This window comes from Bacillus sp. 22190, assembly GCF_052045575.1.
Taxonomy (GTDB): Bacteria; Bacillota; Bacilli; order Bacillales; family Bacillaceae; genus Bacillus; species Bacillus altitudinis.
Map to the genome: position 1 here is coordinate 1 of NZ_JBQEPF010000012.1, position 24,560 is coordinate 24,560.

Here is a 24,560-nt window from a genome sequence, read left to right on the forward strand (position 1 = left end):
GGTCACACCCGTTCCCATACCGAACACGGAAGTTAAGCTCTTCAGCGCCGATGGTAGTTGGGGGTTTCCCCCTGTGAGAGTAGGACGCCGCCAAGCTTGTCATTTTATATCGTCGCGGGGTGGAGCAGTTCGGTAGCTCGTCGGGCTCATAACCCGAAGGTCGCAGGTTCAAATCCTGCCCCCGCAACCAAATTATTTTACCTATTAAGTAGCGAGTGCTCATTGAGTACAGCCAAAATGGTCCGGTAGTTCAGTTGGTTAGAATGCCTGCCTGTCACGCAGGAGGTCGCGGGTTCGAGTCCCGTCCGGACCGCCATTTTTATGACTTGTAAACGAAAACGTATAGTTTCGTTTTTTTTTATGTCTTTTTCTTTCAATAAGTATCCTAGATGCAATGAAACTCCTTGTGTTTGGCTACACTAAATGTGATAAGAAAAGATCATGACTTCAATAAACAACGCCTGGTTTTTTTATACCAGGCTTTCTTTATATCGTTTTTAGTTGGAACCGAGGCTCATATTCGCTACACTAATACTAACTGTGTCTGACATCATGTTTGCTCAATCAGTTGATTGTATGAAGGGGCTGTCTTTTATGGATGAATTTGATCTTATTCGCCGAATTACACCAAAAGAAACGCATCAGCGTTCTTTGGTCATGGGCATCGGTGATGATGCTAGTGTTTATCAACCTCATTCACATTGTGAAGAGGTCGTTTGTGTTGATACAATGGTAGAGCATGTCCATTTTCGATTTGATTTTTCCACACCCTTTGAGGTTGGATTTAAAGCGCTGGCAGTGAATATCAGTGATATTGCAGCCATGGGAGGAACCCCTAAGTATTATCTTGTATCAATTGCGATCCCGCCTCATGGGGATGAAGCAATTGTTGCAGCTTTTTACGAGGGAATGAAAGCATTGGCTGACAGATATCATATGGATTTAATCGGTGGAGATACAGTAGCCACCCGCAGTGACTTTGTCATCACAGTAACGGTCATTGGTGAGATTCCAAAGGGAACAGCCTGTTACCGTCATAGTGCTCAGACAGGAGACGTTGTCTTTGTCACAGGTGAACTAGGTTCATCAGCTGCTGGGCTATCCCTTTTAATGAATGAAGTAAATGCTGCACATTCGATTGACACTGCTTTTTTTCTAGAGCGACACAAAATGCCGCAGCCGCATATTGCTGCTGGCCTTATTTGTTCAAGCTTCCCCCGGGTGACCTTGAATGATGTAAGTGACGGATTAGCGAGTGAGTTAAACGAAATAGCGGAAGCGAGTCGTGTGACTATTGAAATTGAAGCTGATCAGCTCCCAAAACATCCACATCTACCGTTGTTACATAAAGAATGGCTTGAATGGGTCTTGTTCGGTGGAGAGGATTTTGTCTTAACTGGTACGATCCCTGAAACGGATTGGAAGCGATTTGAGACGCAATGTAAAAAAGAACACATTCAGGTCACGCGTATTGGACAAGTCAAAGATGATCGAGCGTCCAGCGTTATTTTAAAAGACCATGATCAACAAACAATTTTAATGAAAAAAGGATATAATCATTTTAAGAAATGAGGTGACTCCACCATGAAGTTAACGTGGACAACAAAAGGTGCGGATGAGACGAAACGAATTGCTGCTGCCTTGGCTACACTTGTGATGCCCGGCGATGTCTTAACATTAGAAGGAGACTTAGGCGCAGGTAAAACGACTTTTTCAAAAGGTTTTGCAGAAGGCTTAGGTATTACCCGTATCGTCAACAGCCCTACTTTTACAATTATTAAAGAATATACGGATGGCAGACTGCCACTTTATCATATGGATGTGTATCGTATGGAAGATGCGGAAGAAGATATTGGACTGGGCGAATATTTTGAGGGGGAAGGTGTATGTTTGGTTGAATGGGCACATCTCATTGAACCTCAATTGCCTTCATCGTATTTAAAAATTGAAATGCTGAGAACAGAACGTGAAGAAGAACGTCATCTTACGTTTTATGCAAAAGGGGAGCGCTATGAGGCCCTTTGTAAGGAGATGAAAGACATTGACCATACTGGCAATTGATACGTCAAACCATACACTCGGAATAGCTCTTGTCCGTGATGACACTGTGGTTGGGGAAAGTATTACGTACTTAAAGAAGAATCATTCAGTACGTGCAATGCCGACAGTTGAAGCACTGATGAAAGAATGCGGCGTAGCACCGAGCGAATTAAGCAAAATTGTTGTAGCCAAAGGGCCCGGTTCTTACACTGGCGTTAGAATCGGTGTGACCATTGCAAAAACACTTGCTTGGACGCTGTCTATTCCGATAGCTGCTGTTTCAAGTTTAGAGACGCTGGCGGCAAATGCTCGATATTTTGATGGAATGATTTCTCCTATATTTGATGCAAGAAGAGGACAAGTTTATACAGGGTTATATACATTTGAAGGTGGAAAGATAAAAGAAGTGAAACCAGATCAAAATATCCTGCTCACTGATTGGCTTCAAGAGCTGAAAAAGGAAGGGAACCCTGTTTTATTTCTTGGACATGATGTGCATCTTCATCAAGAGAATATACTCTCCATACTTGGAGAAACCGCCGTTTTAGCAGACGAGGCATTTCACAACCCAAGACCTTCAGTGCTCGCATTTTTGGGGGCAGACCGCCCTGCTGAAGATGTCCATCAGCTTGTTCCTAATTATATTCGTTTGGCAGAAGCGGAAGTGAAATGGCTTGAAGGACAAAAATAATCTCAACACAGTAGAGATGCGAAGAATGACAGTAGAGGACATCCCAAAGGTATATACGATTGAAGTGCATTCATTTACAGCGCCTTGGAAAAAAGAGTCGTTTGTCTATGAAATTCTCCATAACCAATACAGCCATTATTTCCTCATTGAAGAAGATGGTCAGCCTGTTGGGTATTGCGGCGTTTGGATTGTCATGGATGATGCACAAATTACGAATATTGCGATTCTCCCTGAGCACCGGGGAAAAGGATACGGGGAAGCGCTGCTTCGATATGTCATGGAATTTTGCAAAGAAAAAAAGACAGATCATCTTTCACTAGAAGTGCGGGTATCAAATACGCCAGCACAATCCCTTTATGAAAAGCTAGGTTTTAAACCAGCTTCTATTCGAAAGAATTATTATACGGATAACGGGGAAGATGCATTAGTCATGTGGGTGAAGATAAATGAGTGAAAAAAAAGATCGATTCATATTAGGTATAGAAACAAGCTGTGACGAAACAGCTGCGTCCATTGTGAAAAATGGGAAAGAGATCGTAGCGAATGTTGTCGCCTCACAAATAGAAAGCCATAAACGATTTGGCGGCGTGGTACCAGAAATCGCTTCAAGGCATCATGTGGAACAAATGACGATCGTATTAGAAGAAGTCATGACGCAGGCCAATATGACCTTTCAGGATTTAGATGCCATTGCTGTGACAGAAGGTCCAGGCTTAGTTGGTGCACTTTTGATAGGTGTCAATGCAGCCAAAGCACTGAGTTTCGCACATCAAATTCCGCTTGTAGGTGTTCATCATATTGCTGGACACATTTATGCGAACCAGCTCGTTGGTGAACTGGTGTTTCCTTGTTTAGCTCTAGTCGTCTCTGGTGGGCATACTGAGCTTGTTTTGATGAAAGAGCATGGGTCTTTTGAGGTTATTGGTGAAACGTTGGATGATGCGGCTGGAGAAGCGTATGACAAAGTAGCTCGGACAATGGGTCTGCCATATCCAGGGGGACCTCACATTGATCGATTGGCACATGAAGGGGAGCCAACGATTAAGCTTCCTCGAGCATGGCTTGAAGAAGGATCCTATCATTTTAGCTTTAGCGGTTTAAAATCAGCGGTCATCAACACATTACACAATGCGTCTCAAAAGGGTGAAACCATTGCGCCAGAGGATTTGGCTGCAAGTTTCCAAGAAAGCGTGATTGAGGTGCTGGTTGGAAAGACATTAAAAGCGGCTGAATCGTATGGTGTGAAACAAGTCGTTCTAGCTGGCGGGGTTGCTGCCAATAAAGGTCTTAGAGAAGCCCTTACTTCAGCATTTGCGAAGCTACCTGAAGTGAATGTCATGATTCCGCCATTGTCTCTTTGTACAGACAATGCAGCCATGATTGCTGCTGCGGGAACCATTGCATTTGAAAAGGGAATAAGAGGCGACATGGCAATGAACGGTCAACCTGGACTGCCGCTTGTTTCCTATGAATAAGAACTCCTGTGGATATAGAGGAGTTTCAGCGTGTAGACAAACCCTCGCATTCGGTGTCAGTCCTGCGTGCTGGTGCTCACGACTATCAAATTCGCTCCGCGCCACTACTCGTCCTTCCTAGACTGCAATCACGCTGAAAAGAAGACAAAGGGCTAAAATAAAGTTCATTTTAGCCCTTTGGCAATAATTTGGAACTCCTGTGGATATACGGGAGTTTTTTCTATTGAAATGAAAGCGATTTATTCACATGTAAACGTTATATATCCACAATTGTTAGAAAATTCGTTTTAAAATGAAGAGAATGTGTATAAATGTGATCTTTTATGTGGATATGTGATTAAAATACTGTGGATAAAGTGGATAACTTTAAAATATTTAAGAATAATCAAGATGTTATTGTGGGTATCATTGTGGATAAAGATTCTCACCTTAAAAAAGAGCACCCGTTAGGGCACTCTTTATGCATCTGATAGATCTTCCCATTCCGCAAAAAGTGATTCCATCTCTTGATTGAGCGCATCATTTTCTGTTTGAATGGCTTGTACCTTCTCGTGATCTTGGAAAATAGCAGGATCACATAGAAGCTCTTCGTTTTCACCGAGCTTGTCTTCGATGACAGCGATACGCTCTTCAATTTCTTCAATTCGGCGCTGCTTTTGTCTTTCTTTCTTTTTGAGTTCTTTCTCTTCTGCATAGGAAAGTTTTGCTGTTTCTACTGGTTTTTCTGCTTGTTTTTTATGCGTCTCCTGAGTTTGGAGTGCTTCAAGCTCTAATTGTTCGTTTTTCTTTTCAAGATAATAGTCGTAGTCACCGAGGTATTCTTTTGTTTCATTTGGTGACAACTCGAGAACTTTTGTTGCCAAGCGATTGATAAAGTAACGGTCATGCGAAACAAACAAGATGGTGCCTGGATAATCAATTAGTGCATTCTCTAATATTTCCTTACTGTCTAAATCAAGATGGTTCGTCGGTTCATCGAGAATGAGGAAATTGGCTTTTTGGAGCATCAGCTTTGCCAGTGCAAGTCGTGCTTTTTCTCCACCACTTAAAGCATGTACAGGCTTTAAGACGTCATCACCTGAAAAAAGGAAGTTTCCTAAACAAGTCCGAATGTCTTTTTCAGTCATATGGGGATAATCATCCCAAAGTTCATTTAACACTTTCTTGGAGGATGTCAGCTTGGCTTGTTCCTGATCATAGTAGCCAATCGTCACATGAGAACCAAAGCTGATATCGCCTTTTACTGGTTTTAACGTATCCGTTAAGGTTTTTAAAAGAGTTGATTTCCCGATACCGTTAGGACCGATGAGTGCCACGCTATCTTCACGTTTAATATGAAAAGATAGGGAAGAGAGGAGCGGCGTTTTTTTATCGTAACTAATATCGAGATCATGCACCTTCAGCACGTCATTTCCGCTTTGCCTCATAATATCGAAATGGAAGTTTGCGGATTTTTCATCTCCTAACGGCTTATCTAAACGATCCATCCGTTCCAGCTGTTTCCGTCTACTTTGAGCACGCTTTGTGGTGGATGCTCTTGCTAAGTTGCGATCCACGAAATCTTGAAGCTTCGAAATTTCTTCTTGTTGTTTTTCATACAGCTTCATATCACGCTCTAGCTGCTCAGCTTTTTGGTCAAGATACTTACTATAGTTCCCTGCGAACTTTTTCATCGCTGTTCTCGACACTTCATATACATGGTTCACGACTTTGTCTAAGAAGTATCGGTCATGGGAAACGATGAGGATGGCTCCTGTATAATTTTGCAAATACTGCTCAAGCCATGATAAGGTATCAATATCTAGATGGTTGGTTGGCTCATCCAAAATCAAGAGTTCTGGTTTCATTAATAATAGCTTTCCAAGCGCTAGACGTGTTTTCTGACCGCCGCTTAAGGATTGGACGGTTGTATGGTCTTCAAAATGACTAAAGCCGAGTCCGTGTAAAATGGAGCGGACATCCGCTTCATATTGGTAGCCGCCTTGATCTTTAAATGCTTGCTGCAGCCTGTCATAGGTTTTCATTAGAGAATCTAATTCTGTTCCTGTGGAAGAAGCCATTTTCTCTTCTATGGTTCTCATCTCTTGTTCCATTTCTTTTAAATGATCGAAAACGGATAGTAGTTCGTCTTTTAGCGTACGTGTAGACGTCACATCTGTATGCTGTGCTAGATATCCAATGGATAGGTCTTTCGGTTTGATGATCTCACCTTGTTCGTAAGACATTTGACCGGCAATGATTTTTAAAAGCGTGGATTTTCCTGCACCGTTACGACCGACAATGGCAATACGATCCCTCGCTTTGACTTCCAATTTTATATTCGTTAAAACGGTATCAGCGCCAAACGATTTGGACAGCTGATTCACTTGTAGAATCATCATGTAACTTCACCTCTGCTATAATATGTTAAGTGTAGCTTATCAGCAGTAAACCGGCAAATCTTACATACGGCTGCCATGGTCAAATGAAAGACAGATAGGAAAAAATAGTGTATGATTTGAGTGAGGGAGCGTTGAAAGATGAGTCAATTTAGCCACTTTAACGAACAAGGAAGAGCAAAGATGGTCGACATTAGTGACAAATCGTCTACAGTGAGAACTGCCGTTGCTGTTTCAAGCGTTCGTATGATAAAAGAAGTATTTCATCAAATACAAAAGCATGACATTGGAAAAGGGGATGTACTATCTGTCGCACAGGTAGCTGGCATTATGGCAGCAAAGCAAACGTCCAGCATCATTCCAATGTGTCATCCGCTTGCATTAAAAGGTGTCGATATCTCCTTTGATTGGGAGGAAGACGGAAATGCGTACATTCTGAACATACAAGTACAGGTGAAAACAAAAGGAAGTACGGGTGTGGAGATGGAAGCGCTCACTTCTGCCTCAGTATGTGCACTGACCGTTTATGACATGTGCAAAGCAATAGACAAAGGGATGATCATCGGCCCGACCTATCTAGTAGAAAAAACAGGCGGGAAAAACGGTGATTTTCACAGAGCATCTGATATTTAAGTTGGAGGATCTTATATGAATATAGACCAGTCAAAAATTCCACAAGCGACAGCCAAACGTTTGCCGCTTTACTACCGTTTTTTAAAAAATCTGCATGCATCAGGAAAACAAAGGGTGTCATCGGCAGAGCTTAGTGATGCAGTCAAAGTGGATTCTGCCACGATTCGCCGAGATTTTTCTTACTTTGGTGCACTTGGGAAGAAAGGGTATGGCTATAATGTCGATTACCTCTTGACCTTCTTTAGAAAGACCCTTGACCAAGATGAAATGACGAATGTCATGCTCATCGGTGTCGGGAATTTAGGGACTGCTTTTTTACACTATAATTTCATTAAAAATAATAATACAAAAATTTCAATGGCTTTTGACGTCAATGAGAGTAAAATAGGAAGTGAGATAGGCGGCGTGCCTGTCTATGATTTGGATAAGCTTGAAGAGCATGTGCAAGAGGTAGGAGATATTCCTGTTGCGATTTTGACAGTGCCTGCCGTAGCAGCTCAATCCATTACAGATCGTTTGATTGCCCTTGGCATCAAAGGAATCCTTAACTTTACGCCGGCTCGATTGAATGTGCCGGAACACATTCGAATTCATCATATAGATTTGGCGGTTGAACTTCAGTCTCTTGTGTATTTCTTAAAGCATTATTCTGTTACACAGGAGGACTGACGAAAAGGGGTAAAGGGGGTGGAGCAAATGGGTCCGATCGGTCCTGGAAGTTTGGTTCTGATTGCGGTTGTTGCGCTCATTATTTTTGGGCCGAAAAAGCTTCCTGAATTAGGAAGAGCAGCAGGAGATACATTACGTGAATTCAAAAATGCCACAAAAGGTTTAGCTGATGATCAGGAAGAAAAAAAGAAAAAAGAAGATCAGTAGAATAGGATGAGCTTCATGAATGTCAAAGATATGCCGCTTATGGAGCATATTGTGGAACTGCGAAAACGTTTAGTGATCATTGCGATGTTTTTTGTCACCTTTATGGTGGCAGGTTTTTTTCTCGCTAAGCCGGTCATTGTGTATTTACAAAATACCGATGAAGCGGCCACACTGACATTGAACGCATTTAAGCTCACAGATCCACTGTACGTGTTTATGCAGTTCGCTTTTGTCATCGCTCTTGTTTTGACGTGTCCCGTGATTTTATATCAGCTTTGGGCGTTTGTGAGTCCTGGCTTATATGAAAAAGAAAGAAAGGTGACACTTGCTTATATTCCGATTGCACTGCTTTTATTTTTGAGCGGTGTGGCTTTCTCTTATTTTATTTTGTTTCCATTTGTCGTCGATTTTATGATACGGATGTCAAATGATTTACATGTGGAGCAAGTGATTGGGATTCATGAGTATTTTACATTTCTGATGCAGTTAACACTTCCATTTGGCTTTTTGTTTCAGATGCCTGTCGTGTTGATGTTTCTCACAAGACTTGGCATCATCACACCGATGTTTTTATCAAAGATACGGAAGTATGCCTATTTTGTCCTCCTTGTCATTGCCGCACTGATTACACCGCCAGAGCTCGTTTCTCACCTCATGGTTACCTTGCCAATGCTCGTTTTGTATGAAGTGAGTATTGTCATTTCAAGAGTGACCTATCGCAAAATGCAGCAAACAGAGACAGAGGAGAAAGAAAATGATGTTGTCTCATAAAAAAGCATCGTGATCCTAATAGGGGTCACGATGCTTTTTCTATTGTGAAAGAAATTGATTGATTGCTTGAAAGAGATGCTCATAATACGCAGGTTCATGCGGGACAAAATCATGTACACGGACCTCTCTCTTTTCCTCACATCGCTTGCCGTCTGCATCCACTTCAAAGCCCTCGATGTTCATTTTTTCGCATTCTCTACTTAAAAGCTGCTGTGCATCCATCAGCCTTGCTCTATAAAGTCCAGCAACTTCTTCTTTCTGTAGATGGACATCCATGTGCTCTTTTTGATCCATATAAAGATACACATGGCAAAACTCACGATCGGTAAACGATGGCATATGGATTTCATCTTTAATGACACCAGCAAAGGTAAGGTTCTCAAACGAGATGGAGAGACCAAGCTCTTCTTCGACTTCTCTGATGCCATCAGAAGGCTGTTCATCTGCGAGAAGGTGGCCTGCTGCTGTGATATCAAATAGAGAAGGGAAATCCTTTTTGGAGGGACTCCTCAGCTGAAAATAGAGAAACACTGTGTCATCTTCCTTTTTTAAAAGCCAGAAATGAAAGGTTTCATGCCAAAGGCCCTCAGCATGGATATCAGATCGAGCGGCTGTACCAATCGTTTCATGCTGATTGTTCATGATGTTCAGTTTTTCGTGTTCCATGAAAACATGACCTCCATAAAAAAACCATTTTCCAAACGGCGGAAAATGGTTTCTGCTTTATTTTTGCTGCTGTTTTTTCATTTTGACAGAAAAAGCAAACATTTTTAACGCGATATTAATATTATAGGCCGCAAACACCATCAGCAAAATGCTGTAAAATGACCACATGTCACCTGGATTTTGAATGGCCATATAGGTGAACGCCACACCTACGGCAAAATAAATAACGCCCCATACGACAGGGTTTCTCATGAGAAAAAGCCTCCAATAATCATTTGCATTGTTTGAGATTGTTCTTCAATCATTTTTCTTACTGGCTCAATCTGCACAAGGATAACGAGCGAATTCATCAGCATATGAGCACCGATTGGCACAATGATTCGTTTTGTTTTCGCATATAAAAAGGCAAAGGTAAAGCCCATTGCGGTATAGAGCAAGATATGTGGGAAATCATTGTGTACAGCAGCAAAAACCACTGAACTGACAAGTGCGCCAATGAAAAAATTCGTTTTTTCATAAACCACACCAAAAATGATTTTTCGAAAAATGATTTCTTCTAATATCGGTCCAATCAGAGCGATGACGATTACAAGCCATGGAACTGCATCCATAATGGCTAAAATGTTTTGAGTATTTTCGGATTCTCGGCTAATGCCAAATGCATATTGTTCAATCGCCCCCGCAATGGATTGTGCAAAGAGGGAAAGAAAGAAACCGCCAATGATCCAAGCGATTGCCGCGCCGACTGAAGCCGGTGCTTCATTTCGAAGTGAAGCTTTTGGCACAGTCCGAAGAATGAGCAGAATAATGATTAATCCGATACAGAAGCTAATGATTGTCCATGTTCCTGACAATTTAGAGAGCTCTGCTTGTGTCATCGGTGTCTGAATGTAACCTAACCACTTCATGATGAACACATACGGAAACGCAGAAACCTGCACCAATATATACGTTAAGATGATGTACCAATATTGTTTTTTCAAGTAACGAAAACCCCTTTACTAAAAGAACTAGATTTATTGTAACACAAGTCTTCTTTTTCGTTGAAAAGGAAAGAATTTGAGTTGAAAAAAGATCATGAAAGCGTAAAAATTTTTAAAGGTTTTTACTTGAAATTGCAGAAGACATTCTTTATTATAATAAATGTGTTAGCACTCGTTGATGATGAGTGCTAAAAAAGACTACATATAAAAATTGAGGAGGTTGTTTCTTATGTTAAAGCCATTAGGCGATCGCGTAATCATTGAACTCGTTGAATCTGAGGAAAAAACCGCTAGCGGTATTGTCTTACCGGATTCTGCAAAAGAAAAACCGCAAGAGGGTAAAATTGTTGCAGCAGGTTCAGGTCGTGTACTTGAAAGTGGTGAGCGCGTTGCGTTAGAAGTAAACACAGGCGACCGCATTATCTTCTCAAAATATGCAGGCACTGAAGTGAAATATGAAGGAAAAGAATATTTAATCCTTCGTGAAAGCGACATTTTAGCTGTTATTGGTTAATCACATAAACAAAGATTGAGATATATTTCTAAAAAGACTGAGGAGGTTTCGTTATTATGGCAAAAGATATTAAGTTCAGTGAAGAAGCACGTCGTGCGATGTTACGTGGTGTAGATGCACTTGCAGATGCTGTAAAAGTAACTTTAGGACCTAAAGGACGTAACGTGGTTCTTGAGAAAAAATTCGGTTCTCCACTTATCACAAATGATGGTGTAACGATTGCAAAAGAAATCGAATTAGAAGATGCATTTGAAAACATGGGTGCAAAACTTGTGGCTGAAGTTGCAAGCAAAACAAACGATGTAGCTGGTGACGGTACAACGACTGCAACAGTTCTAGCTCAAGCGATGATCCGTGAAGGTCTTAAAAACGTAACAGCTGGTGCAAACCCTGTTGGCGTGCGTAAAGGGATCGAAGAAGCAGTGAAAGTAGCACTTGAAGGCTTGCATGAGATTTCTAAACCAATCGAAGGTAAAGAATCAATTGCTCAAGTTGCGTCTATTTCTGCAGCAGATGAAGAAGTCGGCAGCCTAATTGCTGAAGCGATGGAGCGTGTAGGAAACGACGGCGTCATCACAATTGAAGAATCTAAAGGTTTCACAACTGAGCTTGAAGTGGTTGAAGGAATGCAGTTTGACCGTGGATACGCTTCACCATACATGGTAACTGATTCTGATAAGATGGAAGCGGTTCTTGAAAATCCTTACATTTTAATCACTGATAAAAAGATCACAAACATTCAAGAAATCCTTCCTGTACTTGAGCAAGTCGTACAACAAGGAAAACCATTATTGATCATTGCTGAAGATGTAGAAGGCGAAGCACTTGCAACACTTGTTGTGAACAAACTTCGTGGAACATTCAACGCAGTGGCAGTAAAAGCACCTGGATTCGGTGATCGTCGTAAAGCAATGCTTGAAGACATCTCTGTTCTAACTGGCGGAGAACTCATCACTGAAGACCTAGGACTTGACCTGAAATCAACTGAAATTGGTCAGCTTGGCCGTGCGTCTAAAGTGGTTGTTACAAAAGAAAACACAACCATCGTAGAAGGCTCAGGAGATTCTGCTCAAATCGCAGCACGTGTGAACCAAATCCGTGCGCAAGTAGAAGAAACCACTTCTGAATTCGATAAAGAAAAATTACAAGAACGTCTTGCAAAACTAGCTGGCGGCGTTGCTGTCATCAAAGTTGGTGCTGCAACTGAAACAGAACTAAAAGAACGTAAACTACGCATCGAGGATGCACTGAACTCAACTCGTGCAGCAGTTGAAGAAGGTATCGTATCTGGTGGTGGTACAGCACTTGTGAATGTATACAACAAAGTCGCTTCCATCGAAGCTGATGGTGACGTTCAAACAGGTGTGAACATCGTTCTACGTTCTCTTGAAGAGCCAATTCGTCAAATCGCTCACAACGCAGGTCTTGAAGGATCAGTCATCGTTGAGCGCTTGAAAAACGAAGAAATTGGCGTAGGCTTCAACGCAGCAACAAACGAATGGGTAAACATGATCGAAAAAGGAATCGTTGACCCAACAAAAGTCACTCGTTCTGCACTTCAAAACGCAGCTTCTGTAGCAGCTATGCTTCTTACAACTGAAGCAGTCGTAGCTGACAAACCAGAAGAAGGCGGCTCAGGCGGCGGAATGCCGGATATGGGCGGAATGGGCGGAATGGGTGGTATGATGTAACACCCTTCGAAAACCCCTTGAAATATAGGGGTTTTTGTTTTGTCTATTTTTTGGTTAAGAGCGTTAAATGAATTGAAACCTTCACCGCTTTACATCCGTTAACTAAAGAGACAGTGATTTTTTTGGTTTTATCTAACATAAAGAGATGATTTTCAAAAGAAAAGCGGTGATCATATGGGCTTTACGACTTGGGTGGCGATTATTGTTGCGCTGGCGGTCGTGTTTGGATTGTTTGGATCGAAGAGGCGTGATAAATAAAGAAAGAGTTGAAAACCCACTTTCAATTAAGAAGTGGGTTTTTTGTTGTAAATACAACATTAATCAATTATACTAACTTTAGTTATTTGTTGTAAATGCAATAAAAGGAGTCGAGGTATATGAAAGAAATTTTGCGGGAGATCGGCGTGATTGCTCGCGCGCTTGATTCCATTAGTAATATTGAATTTAAAGAGTATGATTTAACGAAGGGGCAGTATTTGTATCTTGTGCGTATTTGTGAGGAGCCTGGCATCATTCAGGAAAAACTAGCGGAAATGATTAAGGTGGATCGAACTACGGCTGCTCGGGCTATTCAAAAATTAGAGTTACATGAATTTATTGAGAAGAAACATGACTCAGCGAATAAAAAAATCAAGAAATTGTTTCCAACTGAGAAAGGAAAAGCCGTCTATCCAATGATCAAACGAGAACATGATCATTCAAATCGGGTAGCGCTGGATGGATTTTCTGAAGAGGAAGCGGAACAGATTTATGAGTATCTTCTAAGGGTGCGAAAGAATATCGAAAAAGATTGGGAAGATGTGAAAAAAGGCAAAAAGAGAAGCTACTAATTAAATAAGGGGGGAAGGGAACATGCATGTACCATCATTTTTTCAAGTGAAAGATATGGAGAAAATCAAATCATTTATTCAATCACATTCATTTGCTACAGTTGTGACGACAACGAATGAAAAGCCCATTGCGACACATATTCCAGTGAGTTTTCATCAAATTGGCAATTCGTATGTGATCTCAGGGCATATGGCGATTGGAAATCCTCAGTGGAAAACGTTTGAAGAGAACGAGAAGGTGCTCGTCATTTTTCAAGGGCCGCATGCCTACATATCCTCTTCATGGTATGAGAAAGAAGCCGTACCGACGTGGAATTATCAAGCTGTACATGTATATGGAAAGGCTGCACTGCTCGAAAAATCAGAACTGGTCAAGGAATTAACAGCGATGCTGGAGACATATGAAAGTCATAGAGATCAGCCAGTGTTATGGGATACGTTGTCTGAGGAACTGTTAGAGAAACAAATGAAAGGGATTGTGGGCTTCAAAATCATCATTGATGAAGTTCAAGCTGCTTTTAAGTTAAGCCAAAATCGCCATGAAAGAGATTATGCTCGCATTATTGAACAGTTGGAAGCAGAGGGTGAAGTGGAAATGGCGGCTGCGATGAAAAAAAGAGAAGAGAATATATGAAAAAGCACTCTGAAGAAAAAGAGTGCTTTTGTTGTTATCCTTTTATGTTTAAATATTCTTCAAGGGTTTTACCGCTCTTATTTACTTTTTTCGCATTGGTTGATCCGAGGTATCTGAGGTGCCATGGTTCATATTGATAGCCTGTCACTTTTTCTTTACCTTTCGGATAACGGATGATAAAACCAAATTCATGGGCATGTTTGGCCAGCCATTTCGCTTCTTTTGTATTGGCAAAAGAATCTTCAGCCCAATGTTTTGAATTGGCACCGCCGATATCAAAAGCAAGGCCGGTTTGATGTTCGGAATAGCCTGGTCTTGCGCTAAATCGAGCTGCTTGTTTTTTGCCATGAGAGGCGACGTAATTGTTGTACAAGACACGCTGACGGTCGTATGAACGGAAGGTGCTAAAAGCGGTGAGTCGGATGTTTGCTTTTTTTGCTTTCGCGATCATAGCGTTTACTGCTTTTCTCGCTTGTTTGTTTTCTCCGGGATTGTATGAAGATGGGAGTCTATGTTTCTTATTCACAACCAATATCCCTTTTACATACGTACCTGGCGTTTTAGTGGAAGGAGCAGCATATGAAGCTGGTGAGCTTTTGCCTGCTTTTTTGATATATTGAGAGCTGACGTAACCCGTCTTTCCTTTATACTTTGTTTGAATCCATGAACCATTCTTTTTAAGATAAGGAATCCTTTTCCCTTTTGGAATGGTCAATATCACTGAATATTTTGTTCCAGGTCCCTTGCGAAGATGAACATTCGCTGTTGTCACGTATTTCGGTGCGGCTGCTTTTGCGACTGGTGTCGCATGAGTCATGTGTAAAAAGGGCAGCTGGACAGGAAAGATTCCAAGCCCAAGTACGAGAACCACACTGACAATAATTCCTTTGATCCACGGGTATTTCATCTTCATTTCTCTCATCCCTTTCAATCTACTAACATATACATATATTGAGATAGATTGAAATAAAGTGCAATGGTTTTTTTATGTCAATTGAGATTGAATCATATCATTTGGTTCTTTTTTTGTTTAAAATTACATAAAAAAATCCACTATTTCCATAAAAAATCAGATGAATTCCTTATAATAAAAGTATCTGAGAACGGGGAGTGAGTCGAGATGGACCAAAACGTGCTGCAAATGGATCAAGACAGATCAGAGAATGAATTCGCGGTTCTTAATATATCTTCTAAAGAGATTGGTGCTCTATCAAAGGGAGCAGCGGAGCAGATTTTACAAACGGGAGATACGGACCGTATTCATCAGCTGATGTACGTTCCGATTGAAAAGAAAGAAGATTTGAATTGGCTGATCCAATGTGTTGGGGAGGCGCTAAAGAATGAAGTTGGTGATGACGTTGCACTAGAAGTAGCTGATTTGCTCTATTTCTTTGTCATTCCGTATTATGGGAAGTATATGTTGAAAGATCGTCATTTGTATGAGGATATCGATCATTTGCTGGTACGATTAGCATCTAGAGCTCACTCGGATATTGACACGCTGATTGATATCATAAGAGAAGATTTAAATGAAAATATACAATAAAAGAAGCTTGTAGAGCGACCCTCTACAAGCTTTTTTATATCAACTTTATTCAGCAGGAACTGTTTTGACAGGCTCTTTTCTAAACACACCCATGCATCCTGCGATGATGATTAATACAGCTGGAAGGATAAAGAACACAAAAATAGAAATAATACCGCCTACAGCAGAAACTAATAATAAAATGCCACCAAGCTTTGCTTTTTTCTTCACGATAACAGATGCCACAATCGCAAGAATAGAGAAAAGCATCGCTGACCAGCCTAATCCTGTGAATTGACTCGTACCTGATTCATTAAATGCGGCATCTAGTCCTCCAAAAGCAAGTGCAAACATTGCACCGAAAAATCCCAAAATACCTCCAATTAAGCCTAAAACAAATTCTGTCGTTCTTTTCATGATACTTTCCTCCGATATGTAAATAAGAATTATTGGTACTTAAGAACCAACACAATCTTACTCATCGGCATTCTTTTCACAATATTAATAGTTTTGTTAAAAAAAACAAGAAAATCCATAAAGAATTTTCTTGTCCAATTACTGGGCTCTCTCCCAGGTAATCTTTGTTTCATTTGTTGTTTTCTTTCCTTTTGCCAGTACTTTTCCGTTTTCTTGTTTCACGGTGATGTTTAGGTCATAAAAGGAGTAGAGGGCGCCGAGGCTGTCATTTTCCGGTTTATGCAGGTTGTTTTCCTTTTCAGTGGATGCACCAATAGCTAGTGTTTTGGCAAAGTTCAAACCAATGACTTCAGCGTAATCACTATTGGTCTCAGATGAAGCCGTCACGTTTAAGGAAATGACTTTTTTCTTTTGATCAACGGTGATCGCTGTGTCTTTTACGAGCTTAGACTGCTCCATGACCTCTTTCGTTTCATTTTGAATGCGTTCATTAATCGTTGGAAGTGCCGTAGATTCTGTTTTTTCTTCTTTTGCCGTATTTGAGCAAGCTGCTAGGATAGAGAAGGTTGCAACAAGACTCATGAAAACAAGTAGACTTTTTCTCACGTTCTTTCTCCTTTGTTCTTCAAAGTATGTATGCTTATGTTACCACGAATTGATGTTTTGATTAAAAGAGAAGTGTTGATAAGCTGTGAACAATCAAAAGCACCCAAAGGTGGGTGCTCATGTTTTATTGTGCTGAAAGGGTTGTACTAAGTGGAACAGAAGAAATGACCGTGAATTTTGGAGCCGGAGCACCAGATTCTAGATTTTTGCGTAAAAGAGATGATTTGACGGTGCCGTCCCATTTTTTATAGACACTTCCAGATGTATTTGCACGAAGCTGTACATTAGAGAAACTTGCTTGCGAGTAGCTGTTTGTTCCATTATCCTGTACGCCGTGTACCATTTTGACAACATCAAGGTTTTTCAGACGGCTAGGGTTGTAAACAGGCTGCTTATAGCGCAGTTTCCCGTTGACGTATAGTGACACTGTGCCATCACCATTGTTGATGAGCTTTAAGTTGACACGTGCACCATCTTTAATACTTGAATCGTATTCACTGTTCCAATATTGACTGCCGCCTTGGGAGCCGGTGCCCAGGAATACCTTATAGCCAGAAGCTGTTTTTGAAATCCCGCTTTCAACAACGGCAGAACCGAGACCAAGATACCAGTCGGCATAGCCATTTTTAATGGTTGCTGTTTTTGGCAGCACAATATCAGCCGTGATACCTGACCATTTGGCTTCATCCGTTTGTGTCACGATGGCGCCGTGACGAGGACCAGCCGCAGAGGCAGGAATACTTGAAAGCATCAAAACGAAGGTCAAACTTACACTCAAAACGATGAACCACTTTTTCATGAAAATTCCTCCTTATCTTTGATTCATTTCTATTATATAAAACGAAAGGGGAGGTCTACTTACGATGTTCTGGCTGTTTTTGGTGAAATTTATGAACAAAATCGGTCATTAAGTGGTCAACTTGTATTCGAATTGTAATGTGACTGTAAAATAACTGGGTGCATCTTCATGTATAATAGGGTCAGAAACCAAATACGGAGGATTTTTTAATGAATAAAAAGCTTATCGCGACAATCGTAACAGTAGCTAGTTTATTTTTAGCGTTTAGTTTCTCACATGGAGCAAGTGCAAAAAAAGTAAGCGGCAATATTACATGGTATAATGGTGTCGGTAAAAAAGGCGCAGATGGAAAAAAACTCGGTCATTGGGATGCAGCAACGAAAATGGGATTTGACGTACCGAAAAAAGGTACAAAACTAAGAGTGACAACAAAAGCGAAACCACATAAAGTGATTACAGTATATAAATATGATGTAGGTAGAATGCCAAACGCAGTATTAGACGTAAGTCCGAAAGCATTCAAAGCACTTGGGTATAAAACAAGTAAAGGTGTCGTCAAAGGGCATTACACTTATTAATACATAGGCATGCAAAGAAGCGGGAAAAGTTCATTTTCTGGCTTCTTTTCTTGTGGAGAGGGTCTGAAAATCAATGAAAAAATCAACATGGTGGATCGTCACAGTGATTGGAGTCGCAGCAATTGCGGCCGTCATCTTCTTCATGATGAAGCCGGGGCAAGAGGCAAAACATGCAGGAAAAGTGAAAACAAATCAAGATGCAAAAGACGAATTGCTTGTTTCATTTACGGATCAAAAGTTAAACAATACTTATTACTTGCATGACAAGGCGCTTCATACAGAGAAACTGACAGCATATCCTTCAATTGCTTATGATCAGGCAAAACAGCTTTTATACTACACGTATACAGATGAAGACACACAAAAAGTAAGTATACGGGAATTGAATGTGAAAACGGATAAAGAAAAAACGCTCTTTACGAGTGACGATTCAATCGACAGTATGAGACTTTCTGGTGACGGAAAACAGTTATATTTAAGGTATAACAAGGATTCAGGTGAGCAATTTTATGTAGCGTCTTTTGATTTGAAAACACAGAAAGTGAAAGTGTTATATCCAGAAAAAAGTGATGATGATACGGTGAGTTCTTTTGCTTATGATCCAGCATCAAATCTGTTGGCCATTCAGCATTATTCGTTAAAAGAGGATTATAAAAAGACGGATGAGGCAAATGAAAAAGGAATGGATCCTGAACCAACGACCATGAAGATTACCCTACAAACAGGTGAGAAGGGAAAGCGAATTGCACGTATTTCTCAAACCATCAATGATATTTCTTTTTCACCAGATCATAAAAAACTTATTTATACAGAAGTGAAGGTTCGAAATGAAAAAGAAGTATCATCTATTAAGGTGATGGATGTAGATACAGGAAAAGCGAAGACACTCGTTAAAAACAGCCAAGATGTGCGTATTTTAAGTGCTGCCCAGCCGCAATTTTCTGCGGATGGTACATCTGTTTATTTCTTAGGTGTTGCAAAGAACGCAAAGGAATTAAAGGATGACACAGGACGAAAGGCGAAGGTCAGAACCATTTTTGAATATGATATTAAGAAGAAAACAGTAGAAACCGCTTGGGAGAAAGAAGGCGGGATTGTTAACAATTTCACTGTCAATCGGTAAAAGGTGCGCGTTCAGTTATTTCATATAACTGGACGTTTTTTTATTTTGTCATGGGATGTGTTGGTGAAAAATGCGGATTTGTGAAATCAACATCACTTTTTAAGCAAGGAAATGAGTGGTATTTTGATATTTTGCTACTGTGACAGAATCAGCGTAAGAGAGTAAAGTAAGTGGAAATAAAAAAACGAGAGGACAGAAGACTTCTCGTTTTCTCTTATTTATTGTTTTCATCTAGTAAGTTTTGAAAAATAAACAAGGCATTAATGGAATGAGGGAATCCCGCAACCTTTGTACAGTGCTTAATGATCTCCATAATCTCTATAACAGAGAGCCCGATATGTAATGCTTGTACAAAATGAGCTTTTAACTCTTCATCACAATCACCTTTTGCAATGAGAGCCGATAATGTGCTGATGGCCTTCTGTTTTTCATCTAATATGAAGTGATTGAATTCTTTTTGTTCACCGAGTTCAATTGTTAGTTGTTCAATGTTTGATCGAATGCTCTCGTTTTCATGAATTGAAAGCTTCTCCCTGTTACCTGCCACTGTTTCTTGCTTGACCTGGCAAGTCTCTTTTTCTTCATTCAAATTGAACTCCTCCGTTTTTTATGACGATTTTCTATTTGTTTGTGCATGGTTTCTTAAGTGCCTTTTGATAGAGGTAATGGGTATATAGTAGTATTATCGGTTTACTTCGTCAACTTTTTAAGTGTGTAATGTTCAAAAAAATGCCATTCATGCGATACATTGTTCGTTTTTTCTCATGGAGATTGAAAAGAAAATAGAGGGCTAATATATAGAAGCTGTTAGCCCTTTTCATATTACGCAATTAAGAGAGGTTTCACATTTACTAAATGATATCCATCGGCCGCATCATGTCATAATCCTCGTGTTCTAAAATGTGACAATGCCACACATATCGTCCGCTATATGGGACAAACCGAGCGATGATGCGAATGACTTCACCGGCATGCGCCTGAATTGTATCCTTGTAGCCTTGTTCATGCAAAGGAGGCGCCTCATTTGGTCCTGTGTACACGATTTCACCTGTTGATTGATAGATGTCTGTATCGAATGGTCTTCTATCAATCACTCGAAATTGAACAAGATGTAAATGAATAGGGTGTGTACCTCTTGTTGGATTGACGATGTTCCACACCTCTACACTGCCAAGTCGAGGATTTTCTGTGACAGGATCATTCCAAAACTGGTTATCTAGTAATAAAATCGGGCGCCCATATTTATCTTGTGTGCCAGTAAGGGTCAGCGTTCGCTCGTTATCAGCTCGGCTCGGCCGGAGCGGTGGCAGTGGTTTGAAGATCGGACGTAATGTTTTAGCTGCTCTTCCTTTGAGCGGACGAGTGACTTTAAATTGCATAATGTTCGCATCTGTTTCTGGATTGACATCCTGACCGCAGCCTGCCGTATTTTTTAAAACAATCGTTTTGTTTTCGTAAGCTGAGAAATCGATGATGACATCAAAACGTTCAGCAGGTGCAATGCTAAAAGATTGGTGATGAACAGGTCTTGGCAAAAAGCCGCCATCAGATCCAATTTGTAAGATTGTGGCGTCGTTATCTAGATGAAGCTCGTAAGTTCTTGTATTGGATGCGTTTAAGATACGAAAACGATATTTTCGCGGCTCTACTTCTAAATACGGCCATACTTTTCCATTGACTAAAATCGTTTCCCCGCAAAAAAATGGCACGATAGAGGGATCTGGAAGGTCACTATCTTCTGGTGTGTTATTTGGTCTACTTGGGTAAAACAGTGCGCCATCCTCCTGAAACGTCCGGTCCATGATCATTAAAGGGATATCATATTCATCTTTTGGTAATTCGAGCGATTTTTCAAATGCATCTGAGATCAAATAAAAGCCAGCTAATCCGGCGTATACATTTAATCGTGTCAATGCCATGGCATGATCGTGATACCACAATGTGCATGCTTGCTGGTGATTAGGGTATTCGTAAACCTCTCGTTCAAAGAAGGGACCGGTTGCTTCAAAGTCTCGCGAAAACCAAGCCTCTGGATAACCGTCACTGCTTGCAGGTGTCACGCCCCCATGCAGGTGAACGACTGTTTTGACTTCGGGTTCATCATGATGTCCAGCGTGAATGGTATGATCGACAGGCAGGAAGTGTTTCAGCGGCAATTTGTTCATCCATTTCACTTTGACCTTTTCATTTCGATTCGCTTTAATGGTTGGACCAGGCAAACTGCCATTATAGGTCCATAGCTTGGTTGGGGGCAGATCTCTATGAACTTTTAGGAACACCTCCTCCATAGCGATTTCATAATATGTTTGTCTTGGGTTTTTTTTGACGGGCTCTGCGACTTCTGGAATTGGCAGCTCGTCAACAAACTTTTCTAGGTTCATGTTGACTAATCCTCACTTAAAATCAATTTGATACATTATAAGTGCGGACATCAAAATAGGTGAATAAAATAAAAAAAACCCGCTTTTCAGCGGGAGAATTAAGGGTGTTTATTTTCAAGCGCTGCACTTGCAGGCACTTTTTTGTTTGGTTTAAAGATGAAGTAGGCGACTAGTACACTGATGGTAATGATGCTTGTCAGTATGAGCTGAGGTCTCATTGATTCGATAAACAGCATAGAGGCCAAGATGGCGCAGATGACCAAAATGGTAAAGTACGTAAGGTATGGGAACAGCCACATTTTGATTTTGAGTTGTTCAGGATTTTCTTTTTCAATTTTACGACGCATTCTTAATTGTGAAACGGCAATGACCAAGTAGACAAGAAGTGCAATGGCACCAGAGGCATTGACTAGAAATAGAAAGATTGTTTCAGGGTAAAAGTAGTTCATCATGACGGCAATATAGGAAAAGAAGGTACCAGCGACTGTAGCTGCTACAGGGACACCGCGTTTGCTGATTTTCATAAAACGTTTTGGTGCTTCGCCTCTTTCTGCTAATGAATAAAGCATTCTGGACGTTGTGTATAGACCGGAGTTTAAACAAGAAAGAACGGCTGTTAAAACAATGACGTTCATGACTTGAGCGGCTGATGGGACACCGATGTATTCTAATACTGCAACGAACGGGCTTGTTAAAATATTCGCTGAATTCCATGGGAGTAACGTGACAACGACGGCGATCGACCCGACGTAGAAAACAATAATACGCCATACAACTGAACGGGTAGCTGTTGTCACAGATTTGACAGGGTCTGCTGATTCACCTGCGGCAATTGCCACAATCTCGGTTCCCATGAATGAAAAGATGACAACGACAATCCCGAGGAGCACAGAGCCGAACCCGTTTGGAAGGAAACCGCCATTCCCCGTTAAATTGGCAAGACCTGCAGTATGATGACCGCCAAAACCAAAGATAAATGCAAAACCAATGAGTAGGAATAAAATAATGCTGACGACTTTAATCAATGAAAACCAATATTCAAATTCGCCAAAAGATTTAACAGAAAAGATATTTGTCAAGGTTAAGAGGATTGTGAGGATAAGACTTGTGAGCCAAACAGGTGCATCTCCATACCAATATTGAATAATGGCAGCACCGGCAATGGCTTCGATGGCGATGACGATGACCCAGAAGAACCAGTAAAGCCAGCCGATTGTAAATCCGGCCCACGGGCCGATGGCGTCGCTCGCATATTGTGAGAAAGAGCCGCTTGTCGGATAGGCACAGGCCATTTCTCCAAGCATTCTCATAATAAAGATGACCAGAAGTCCGGCAAATGAATAGGAAAGAATCGATCCAGGCCCTGCAGAATGAATGACAGCACCACTACCAACAAATAGCCCTGCCCCAATGACCCCGGCAATGGAGATCATTGAAATATGTCTTGTCTTAAGGTTTTTTTGAAGACCGTTTGTCATGTTGGACATTTCTTTACCTCCAAACATTTCTCTTTTATTCGAGAGTTTGTTTTTAGAATATTTTAAATTTTATCATACTGAATTGTCATTCAGCATTGGACAGGTTATCAAACTGACATTTCAAACCTCTTAACATGATGTTAAAAAGTATAAAGGATTTGAGAGATTATGTTCCCTTATTTTCCTCTGCCCATTCTTAAAAATAGCATAAGAAGGAAGAAAGAAAAGTTGTGTTTTAAAATAAAACTATTCTGACAATTGTGTGGTAGAGTGATTTTGTTCTTTTTCATTTTTCGGGGTGGTTTTGAAAAACGTTGATGGGAGTAGGTCTTGAGGTCAATTGACCTTATAAAAATAAGTTTGCTTAGGTCAACACATTTCTATGTATCCTATTTTGCTGATTCAAGCGAATCATGTTGCTGTAGACCCACACGGGCTTGGCTTTGTAAGATAAATATAGAAAAGTAATGTGTGAGGAGGCGCTGTTCGGTATGGAGCGCTACAACGAATTAAGACAAGGTGAAACAGGTGCTTGGGTCAGCATTATAGCCTATGTGATCTTATCTGCTGTCAAACTGATCATTGGGTATGTGTTTCATTCAGAAGCCCTTTCCGCAGATGGCTTGAATAATACGACAGATATCATTGCTTCGCTTGCCGTATTAATTGGGCTGCGTATTTCTCAGAAGCCACCTGATGAGGATCATCCATACGGTCATTTTAGAGCTGAAAATATTGCGTCACTTGTGGCTTCCTTTATTATGATGCTTGTCGGGCTTCAGGTTTTGCTGAGTGCAGGCCAGTCGCTTTTCTCATCAGAGCATCAAACGCCTGATATGATTGCAGCTTGGACGGCAGCAGGAAGTGCTGTTGTGATGTATGGCGTGTATATGTATAACCGTAAACTGTCTAAACGAATTAATAGCCAGGCGCTATATGCCGCAGCGGCTGATAATAAATCAGATGCTTATGTGAGTATCGGGACGTTTGTCGGAATTATCGCCTCTCAATTTCAGCTGGCGTGGGTTGATACGCTTGCTGCGTTTGTGATTGGCTTAATTATCTGTAAAACGGCGTGGGAGATTTTCAGAGATGCGTCTCATTCGTTAACGGACGGTTTTCATATAAAAGATATGTCTAAATATAAAGAGACGATTGAAGCGACACCAGGAGTGGGCGATTTGAAAGACATTAAAGCTCGTTATCTTGGAAGCACCGTCCATGTGGATGTGGTCGTTGAAGTAGAACCGCATTTAAACATCGCAGAAAGCCATGATATTGCAGATGAAATTGAACGCAGAATGAAGCAAGAACATGATATTCTACACTCTCATGTTCATATGGAACCAGCAAGTGAGCCTAAAGAGGAGCAGAAGTCTTTTCCATCGTGAGAAGGCTTCTTTTTTCTACGTGTTGATGTTTCATGCAAATGCGTGTTGTATGGTAAAGTTAGACTATATGAAAATTGACG

General features: G+C 40.8%; 28 protein-coding genes, 2 tRNA genes and 1 rRNA gene. 20 read left to right on the plus strand and 11 right to left on the minus strand.

The window, feature by feature from the left end; all coding sequences use genetic code 11:
- From rrf to tsaD, 8 genes are all read left to right on the plus strand, one after another.
- Positions 1–96: ribosomal RNA gene (gene rrf / locus ACTJKA_RS14785) — 5S ribosomal RNA — on the plus strand; the annotation flags it as partial.
- Positions 97–113: 17 nt separating this feature from the next.
- Positions 114–190, plus strand: a tRNA-Met gene (locus ACTJKA_RS14790).
- A 49-nt stretch (positions 191–239) separates the two neighbouring features.
- Positions 240–316, plus strand: a tRNA-Asp gene (locus ACTJKA_RS14795).
- A 278-nt stretch (positions 317–594) separates the two neighbouring features.
- Entirely contained in the window at positions 595–1,572 is a 978-nt protein-coding gene (thiL, locus tag ACTJKA_RS14800) for a thiamine-phosphate kinase (protein ID WP_035703481.1), read from the plus strand.
- A 12-nt stretch (positions 1,573–1,584) separates the two neighbouring features.
- Positions 1,585–2,061 (plus strand): tRNA (adenosine(37)-N6)-threonylcarbamoyltransferase complex ATPase subunit type 1 TsaE, encoded by a 477-nt coding sequence (gene tsaE, locus ACTJKA_RS14805; protein WP_007496038.1) that lies wholly within the window; start codon positions 1,585–1,587, stop codon positions 2,059–2,061.
- The gene (tsaB, locus tag ACTJKA_RS14810) at positions 2,042–2,731 is read left to right on the plus strand and encodes a tRNA (adenosine(37)-N6)-threonylcarbamoyltransferase complex dimerization subunit type 1 TsaB (RefSeq protein ID WP_144626126.1); all 690 of its coding nucleotides are present in this window, start codon (positions 2,042–2,044) and stop codon (positions 2,729–2,731) included. The genes tsaE and tsaB overlap by 20 nt, the downstream gene beginning before the upstream one ends.
- Before the next feature lie 25 nt (positions 2,732–2,756).
- Positions 2,757–3,185, plus strand: a complete 429-nt coding sequence (rimI, locus tag ACTJKA_RS14815) for a ribosomal protein S18-alanine N-acetyltransferase (RefSeq protein WP_048002240.1) — start codon at positions 2,757–2,759, stop codon at positions 3,183–3,185.
- Entirely contained in the window at positions 3,178–4,206 is a 1,029-nt protein-coding gene (gene tsaD / locus ACTJKA_RS14820; protein WP_017366705.1) for a tRNA (adenosine(37)-N6)-threonylcarbamoyltransferase complex transferase subunit TsaD, read from the plus strand. Before rimI ends, tsaD begins: the two co-directional genes overlap by 8 nt.
- A 458-nt stretch (positions 4,207–4,664) precedes the next feature.
- Here tsaD and ACTJKA_RS14825 read toward each other — a convergent pair whose 3' ends face one another.
- Positions 4,665–6,587 carry an ABC-F family ATP-binding cassette domain-containing protein gene (locus ACTJKA_RS14825; RefSeq protein ID WP_322536252.1) on the minus strand — a complete coding sequence of 641 codons (1,923 nt, stop codon included), beginning with the start codon at positions 6,585–6,587 and terminating at the stop codon, positions 4,665–4,667.
- A 138-nt stretch (positions 6,588–6,725) separates the two neighbouring features.
- Here ACTJKA_RS14825 and moaC point away from each other — a divergent pair, with 138 nt between their 5' ends.
- The 4 genes from moaC to tatC are packed head-to-tail and all read left to right on the plus strand — an operon-like array spanning position 6,726 to position 8,864.
- Positions 6,726–7,217 (plus strand): cyclic pyranopterin monophosphate synthase MoaC, encoded by a 492-nt coding sequence (gene moaC, locus ACTJKA_RS14830; RefSeq protein ID WP_026050052.1) that lies wholly within the window; start codon positions 6,726–6,728, stop codon positions 7,215–7,217.
- A gap of 15 nt (positions 7,218–7,232) precedes the next feature.
- On the plus strand, positions 7,233–7,886 hold the full coding sequence (locus ACTJKA_RS14835; RefSeq protein WP_008355687.1) for a redox-sensing transcriptional repressor Rex: 654 nt from the start codon (positions 7,233–7,235) through the stop codon (positions 7,884–7,886).
- Positions 7,887–7,913: 27 nt separating this feature from the next.
- The gene (locus ACTJKA_RS14840) at positions 7,914–8,093 is read left to right on the plus strand and encodes a twin-arginine translocase TatA/TatE family subunit (RefSeq protein ID WP_008344374.1); all 180 of its coding nucleotides are present in this window, start codon (positions 7,914–7,916) and stop codon (positions 8,091–8,093) included.
- A 6-nt stretch (positions 8,094–8,099) separates the two neighbouring features.
- On the plus strand, positions 8,100–8,864 hold the full coding sequence (gene tatC, locus ACTJKA_RS14845) for a twin-arginine translocase subunit TatC (protein ID WP_096881072.1): 765 nt from the start codon (positions 8,100–8,102) through the stop codon (positions 8,862–8,864).
- A gap of 39 nt (positions 8,865–8,903) precedes the next feature.
- Here tatC and ACTJKA_RS14850 read toward each other — a convergent pair whose 3' ends face one another.
- Genes ACTJKA_RS14850 through ACTJKA_RS14860 form a run of 3 tightly spaced genes read right to left on the minus strand, consistent with a single transcriptional unit; the run spans position 8,904 to position 10,513 of the window.
- A complete protein-coding gene (locus tag ACTJKA_RS14850; protein ID WP_008344370.1) occupies positions 8,904–9,530 on the minus strand; it encodes an NUDIX hydrolase in 627 nt (208 codons plus the stop codon).
- Positions 9,531–9,587: 57 nt separating this feature from the next.
- Positions 9,588–9,782, minus strand: a complete 195-nt coding sequence (locus ACTJKA_RS14855) for a YdiK family protein (protein WP_008344368.1) — start codon at positions 9,780–9,782, stop codon at positions 9,588–9,590.
- Entirely contained in the window at positions 9,779–10,513 is a 735-nt protein-coding gene (locus ACTJKA_RS14860) for a CPBP family intramembrane glutamic endopeptidase (RefSeq protein ID WP_008344365.1), read from the minus strand. Before ACTJKA_RS14860 ends, ACTJKA_RS14855 begins: the two co-directional genes overlap by 4 nt.
- A gap of 229 nt (positions 10,514–10,742) precedes the next feature.
- On the opposite strand from ACTJKA_RS14860, the gene groES reads away from it, so the two are divergent.
- From groES to ACTJKA_RS14880, 4 genes are all read left to right on the plus strand, one after another.
- Positions 10,743–11,027, plus strand: a complete 285-nt coding sequence (gene groES, locus ACTJKA_RS14865; protein WP_003214120.1) for a co-chaperone GroES — start codon at positions 10,743–10,745, stop codon at positions 11,025–11,027.
- Between the two features lie 56 nt (positions 11,028–11,083).
- A complete protein-coding gene (groL, locus tag ACTJKA_RS14870) occupies positions 11,084–12,718 on the plus strand; it encodes a chaperonin GroEL (protein ID WP_007496015.1) in 1,635 nt (544 codons plus the stop codon).
- 377 nt (positions 12,719–13,095) lie between these two features.
- Positions 13,096–13,548 carry a MarR family winged helix-turn-helix transcriptional regulator gene (locus ACTJKA_RS14875; protein WP_440607823.1) on the plus strand — a complete coding sequence of 151 codons (453 nt, stop codon included), beginning with the start codon at positions 13,096–13,098 and terminating at the stop codon, positions 13,546–13,548.
- Positions 13,549–13,570: 22 nt separating this feature from the next.
- Entirely contained in the window at positions 13,571–14,182 is a 612-nt protein-coding gene (locus tag ACTJKA_RS14880; protein ID WP_008344362.1) for an FMN-binding negative transcriptional regulator, read from the plus strand.
- Positions 14,183–14,216: 34 nt separating this feature from the next.
- On the opposite strand, the gene ACTJKA_RS14885 is transcribed toward ACTJKA_RS14880, so the two are convergent.
- Entirely contained in the window at positions 14,217–15,095 is an 879-nt protein-coding gene (locus ACTJKA_RS14885; RefSeq protein WP_197197298.1) for a D-alanyl-D-alanine carboxypeptidase family protein, read from the minus strand.
- Positions 15,096–15,302: 207 nt separating this feature from the next.
- Here ACTJKA_RS14885 and ACTJKA_RS14890 point away from each other — a divergent pair, with 207 nt between their 5' ends.
- Positions 15,303–15,728, plus strand: a complete 426-nt coding sequence (locus ACTJKA_RS14890) for a hypothetical protein (RefSeq protein WP_039170032.1) — start codon at positions 15,303–15,305, stop codon at positions 15,726–15,728.
- Positions 15,729–15,773: 45 nt separating this feature from the next.
- On the opposite strand, the gene ACTJKA_RS14895 is transcribed toward ACTJKA_RS14890, so the two are convergent.
- The 3 genes from ACTJKA_RS14895 to ACTJKA_RS14905 form a co-directional block, all read right to left on the minus strand.
- Positions 15,774–16,124: a DUF4064 domain-containing protein gene (locus tag ACTJKA_RS14895; RefSeq protein ID WP_017366717.1), complete on the minus strand. Its 351-nt coding sequence runs from the start codon at positions 16,122–16,124 to the stop codon at positions 15,774–15,776.
- A 138-nt stretch (positions 16,125–16,262) separates the two neighbouring features.
- Positions 16,263–16,730 carry a hypothetical protein gene (locus ACTJKA_RS14900; protein WP_017366718.1) on the minus strand — a complete coding sequence of 156 codons (468 nt, stop codon included), beginning with the start codon at positions 16,728–16,730 and terminating at the stop codon, positions 16,263–16,265.
- 124 nt (positions 16,731–16,854) lie between these two features.
- Positions 16,855–17,529 carry a hypothetical protein gene (locus tag ACTJKA_RS14905; protein WP_048002244.1) on the minus strand — a complete coding sequence of 225 codons (675 nt, stop codon included), beginning with the start codon at positions 17,527–17,529 and terminating at the stop codon, positions 16,855–16,857.
- 209 nt (positions 17,530–17,738) lie between these two features.
- Between ACTJKA_RS14905 and ACTJKA_RS14910 the strand changes: the two genes are divergently transcribed.
- Both ACTJKA_RS14910 and ACTJKA_RS14915 read left to right on the plus strand, forming a co-directional pair.
- Entirely contained in the window at positions 17,739–18,107 is a 369-nt protein-coding gene (locus ACTJKA_RS14910) for an RlpA-like double-psi beta-barrel domain-containing protein (protein ID WP_003213878.1), read from the plus strand.
- Between the two features lie 73 nt (positions 18,108–18,180).
- Positions 18,181–19,230 (plus strand): TolB family protein, encoded by a 1,050-nt coding sequence (locus ACTJKA_RS14915; RefSeq protein WP_046526946.1) that lies wholly within the window; start codon positions 18,181–18,183, stop codon positions 19,228–19,230.
- A gap of 214 nt (positions 19,231–19,444) precedes the next feature.
- On the opposite strand, the gene ACTJKA_RS14920 is transcribed toward ACTJKA_RS14915, so the two are convergent.
- The 3 genes from ACTJKA_RS14920 to gabP all read right to left on the minus strand — a co-directional run bounded on the left by ACTJKA_RS14920 (position 19,445) and on the right by gabP (position 23,098).
- Positions 19,445–19,819 carry a carboxymuconolactone decarboxylase family protein gene (locus tag ACTJKA_RS14920; RefSeq protein ID WP_007496965.1) on the minus strand — a complete coding sequence of 125 codons (375 nt, stop codon included), beginning with the start codon at positions 19,817–19,819 and terminating at the stop codon, positions 19,445–19,447.
- A 262-nt stretch (positions 19,820–20,081) separates the two neighbouring features.
- Complete coding sequence (locus tag ACTJKA_RS14925) at positions 20,082–21,611, minus strand: multicopper oxidase family protein (protein ID WP_017359847.1); 1,530 nt, start codon at positions 21,609–21,611, stop codon at positions 20,082–20,084.
- Between the two features lie 98 nt (positions 21,612–21,709).
- Positions 21,710–23,098, minus strand: a complete 1,389-nt coding sequence (gabP, locus tag ACTJKA_RS14930; protein WP_008344350.1) for a GABA permease — start codon at positions 23,096–23,098, stop codon at positions 21,710–21,712.
- 482 nt (positions 23,099–23,580) lie between these two features.
- Between gabP and ACTJKA_RS14935 the strand changes: the two genes are divergently transcribed.
- Positions 23,581–24,480 carry a cation diffusion facilitator family transporter gene (locus ACTJKA_RS14935; RefSeq protein WP_008344349.1) on the plus strand — a complete coding sequence of 300 codons (900 nt, stop codon included), beginning with the start codon at positions 23,581–23,583 and terminating at the stop codon, positions 24,478–24,480.
- Positions 24,481–24,560: the final 80 nt, after the last annotated feature.

Excerpts from the sequence above, each read along its gene's own strand:
- thiL (WP_035703481.1), top strand. The coding sequence starts at position 595 with ATGGATGAATTTGATCTTATTCGCCGAATTACACCAAAAGAAACGCAT.
- tsaE (WP_007496038.1), top strand. The coding sequence starts at position 1,585 with ATGAAGTTAACGTGGACAACAAAAGGTGCGGATGAGACGAAACGAATT.
- rimI (WP_048002240.1), top strand. The coding sequence starts at position 2,757 with ATGACAGTAGAGGACATCCCAAAGGTATATACGATTGAAGTGCATTCA.
- tsaD (WP_017366705.1), top strand. The coding sequence starts at position 3,178 with ATGAGTGAAAAAAAAGATCGATTCATATTAGGTATAGAAACAAGCTGT.
- ACTJKA_RS14825 (WP_322536252.1), bottom strand. The coding sequence starts at position 6,587 with ATGATGATTCTACAAGTGAATCAGCTGTCCAAATCGTTTGGCGCTGAT.
- moaC (WP_026050052.1), top strand. The coding sequence starts at position 6,726 with ATGAGTCAATTTAGCCACTTTAACGAACAAGGAAGAGCAAAGATGGTC.
- ACTJKA_RS14835 (WP_008355687.1), top strand. The coding sequence starts at position 7,233 with ATGAATATAGACCAGTCAAAAATTCCACAAGCGACAGCCAAACGTTTG.
- ACTJKA_RS14840 (WP_008344374.1), top strand. The coding sequence starts at position 7,914 with ATGGGTCCGATCGGTCCTGGAAGTTTGGTTCTGATTGCGGTTGTTGCG.
- tatC (WP_096881072.1), top strand. The coding sequence starts at position 8,100 with ATGAGCTTCATGAATGTCAAAGATATGCCGCTTATGGAGCATATTGTG.
- ACTJKA_RS14850 (WP_008344370.1), bottom strand. The coding sequence starts at position 9,530 with ATGGAACACGAAAAACTGAACATCATGAACAATCAGCATGAAACGATT.
- ACTJKA_RS14855 (WP_008344368.1), bottom strand. The coding sequence starts at position 9,782 with ATGAGAAACCCTGTCGTATGGGGCGTTATTTATTTTGCCGTAGGTGTG.
- groES (WP_003214120.1), top strand. The coding sequence starts at position 10,743 with ATGTTAAAGCCATTAGGCGATCGCGTAATCATTGAACTCGTTGAATCT.
- groL (WP_007496015.1), top strand. The coding sequence starts at position 11,084 with ATGGCAAAAGATATTAAGTTCAGTGAAGAAGCACGTCGTGCGATGTTA.
- ACTJKA_RS14875 (WP_440607823.1), top strand. The coding sequence starts at position 13,096 with ATGAAAGAAATTTTGCGGGAGATCGGCGTGATTGCTCGCGCGCTTGAT.
- ACTJKA_RS14880 (WP_008344362.1), top strand. The coding sequence starts at position 13,571 with ATGCATGTACCATCATTTTTTCAAGTGAAAGATATGGAGAAAATCAAA.
- ACTJKA_RS14885 (WP_197197298.1), bottom strand. The coding sequence starts at position 15,095 with ATGAAGATGAAATACCCGTGGATCAAAGGAATTATTGTCAGTGTGGTT.
- ACTJKA_RS14890 (WP_039170032.1), top strand. The coding sequence starts at position 15,303 with ATGGACCAAAACGTGCTGCAAATGGATCAAGACAGATCAGAGAATGAA.
- ACTJKA_RS14895 (WP_017366717.1), bottom strand. The coding sequence starts at position 16,124 with ATGAAAAGAACGACAGAATTTGTTTTAGGCTTAATTGGAGGTATTTTG.
- ACTJKA_RS14905 (WP_048002244.1), bottom strand. The coding sequence starts at position 17,529 with ATGAAAAAGTGGTTCATCGTTTTGAGTGTAAGTTTGACCTTCGTTTTG.
- ACTJKA_RS14910 (WP_003213878.1), top strand. The coding sequence starts at position 17,739 with ATGAATAAAAAGCTTATCGCGACAATCGTAACAGTAGCTAGTTTATTT.
- ACTJKA_RS14915 (WP_046526946.1), top strand. The coding sequence starts at position 18,181 with ATGAAAAAATCAACATGGTGGATCGTCACAGTGATTGGAGTCGCAGCA.
- ACTJKA_RS14925 (WP_017359847.1), bottom strand. The coding sequence starts at position 21,611 with ATGAACCTAGAAAAGTTTGTTGACGAGCTGCCAATTCCAGAAGTCGCA.
- gabP (WP_008344350.1), bottom strand. The coding sequence starts at position 23,098 with ATGTCCAACATGACAAACGGTCTTCAAAAAAACCTTAAGACAAGACAT.
- ACTJKA_RS14935 (WP_008344349.1), top strand. The coding sequence starts at position 23,581 with ATGGAGCGCTACAACGAATTAAGACAAGGTGAAACAGGTGCTTGGGTC.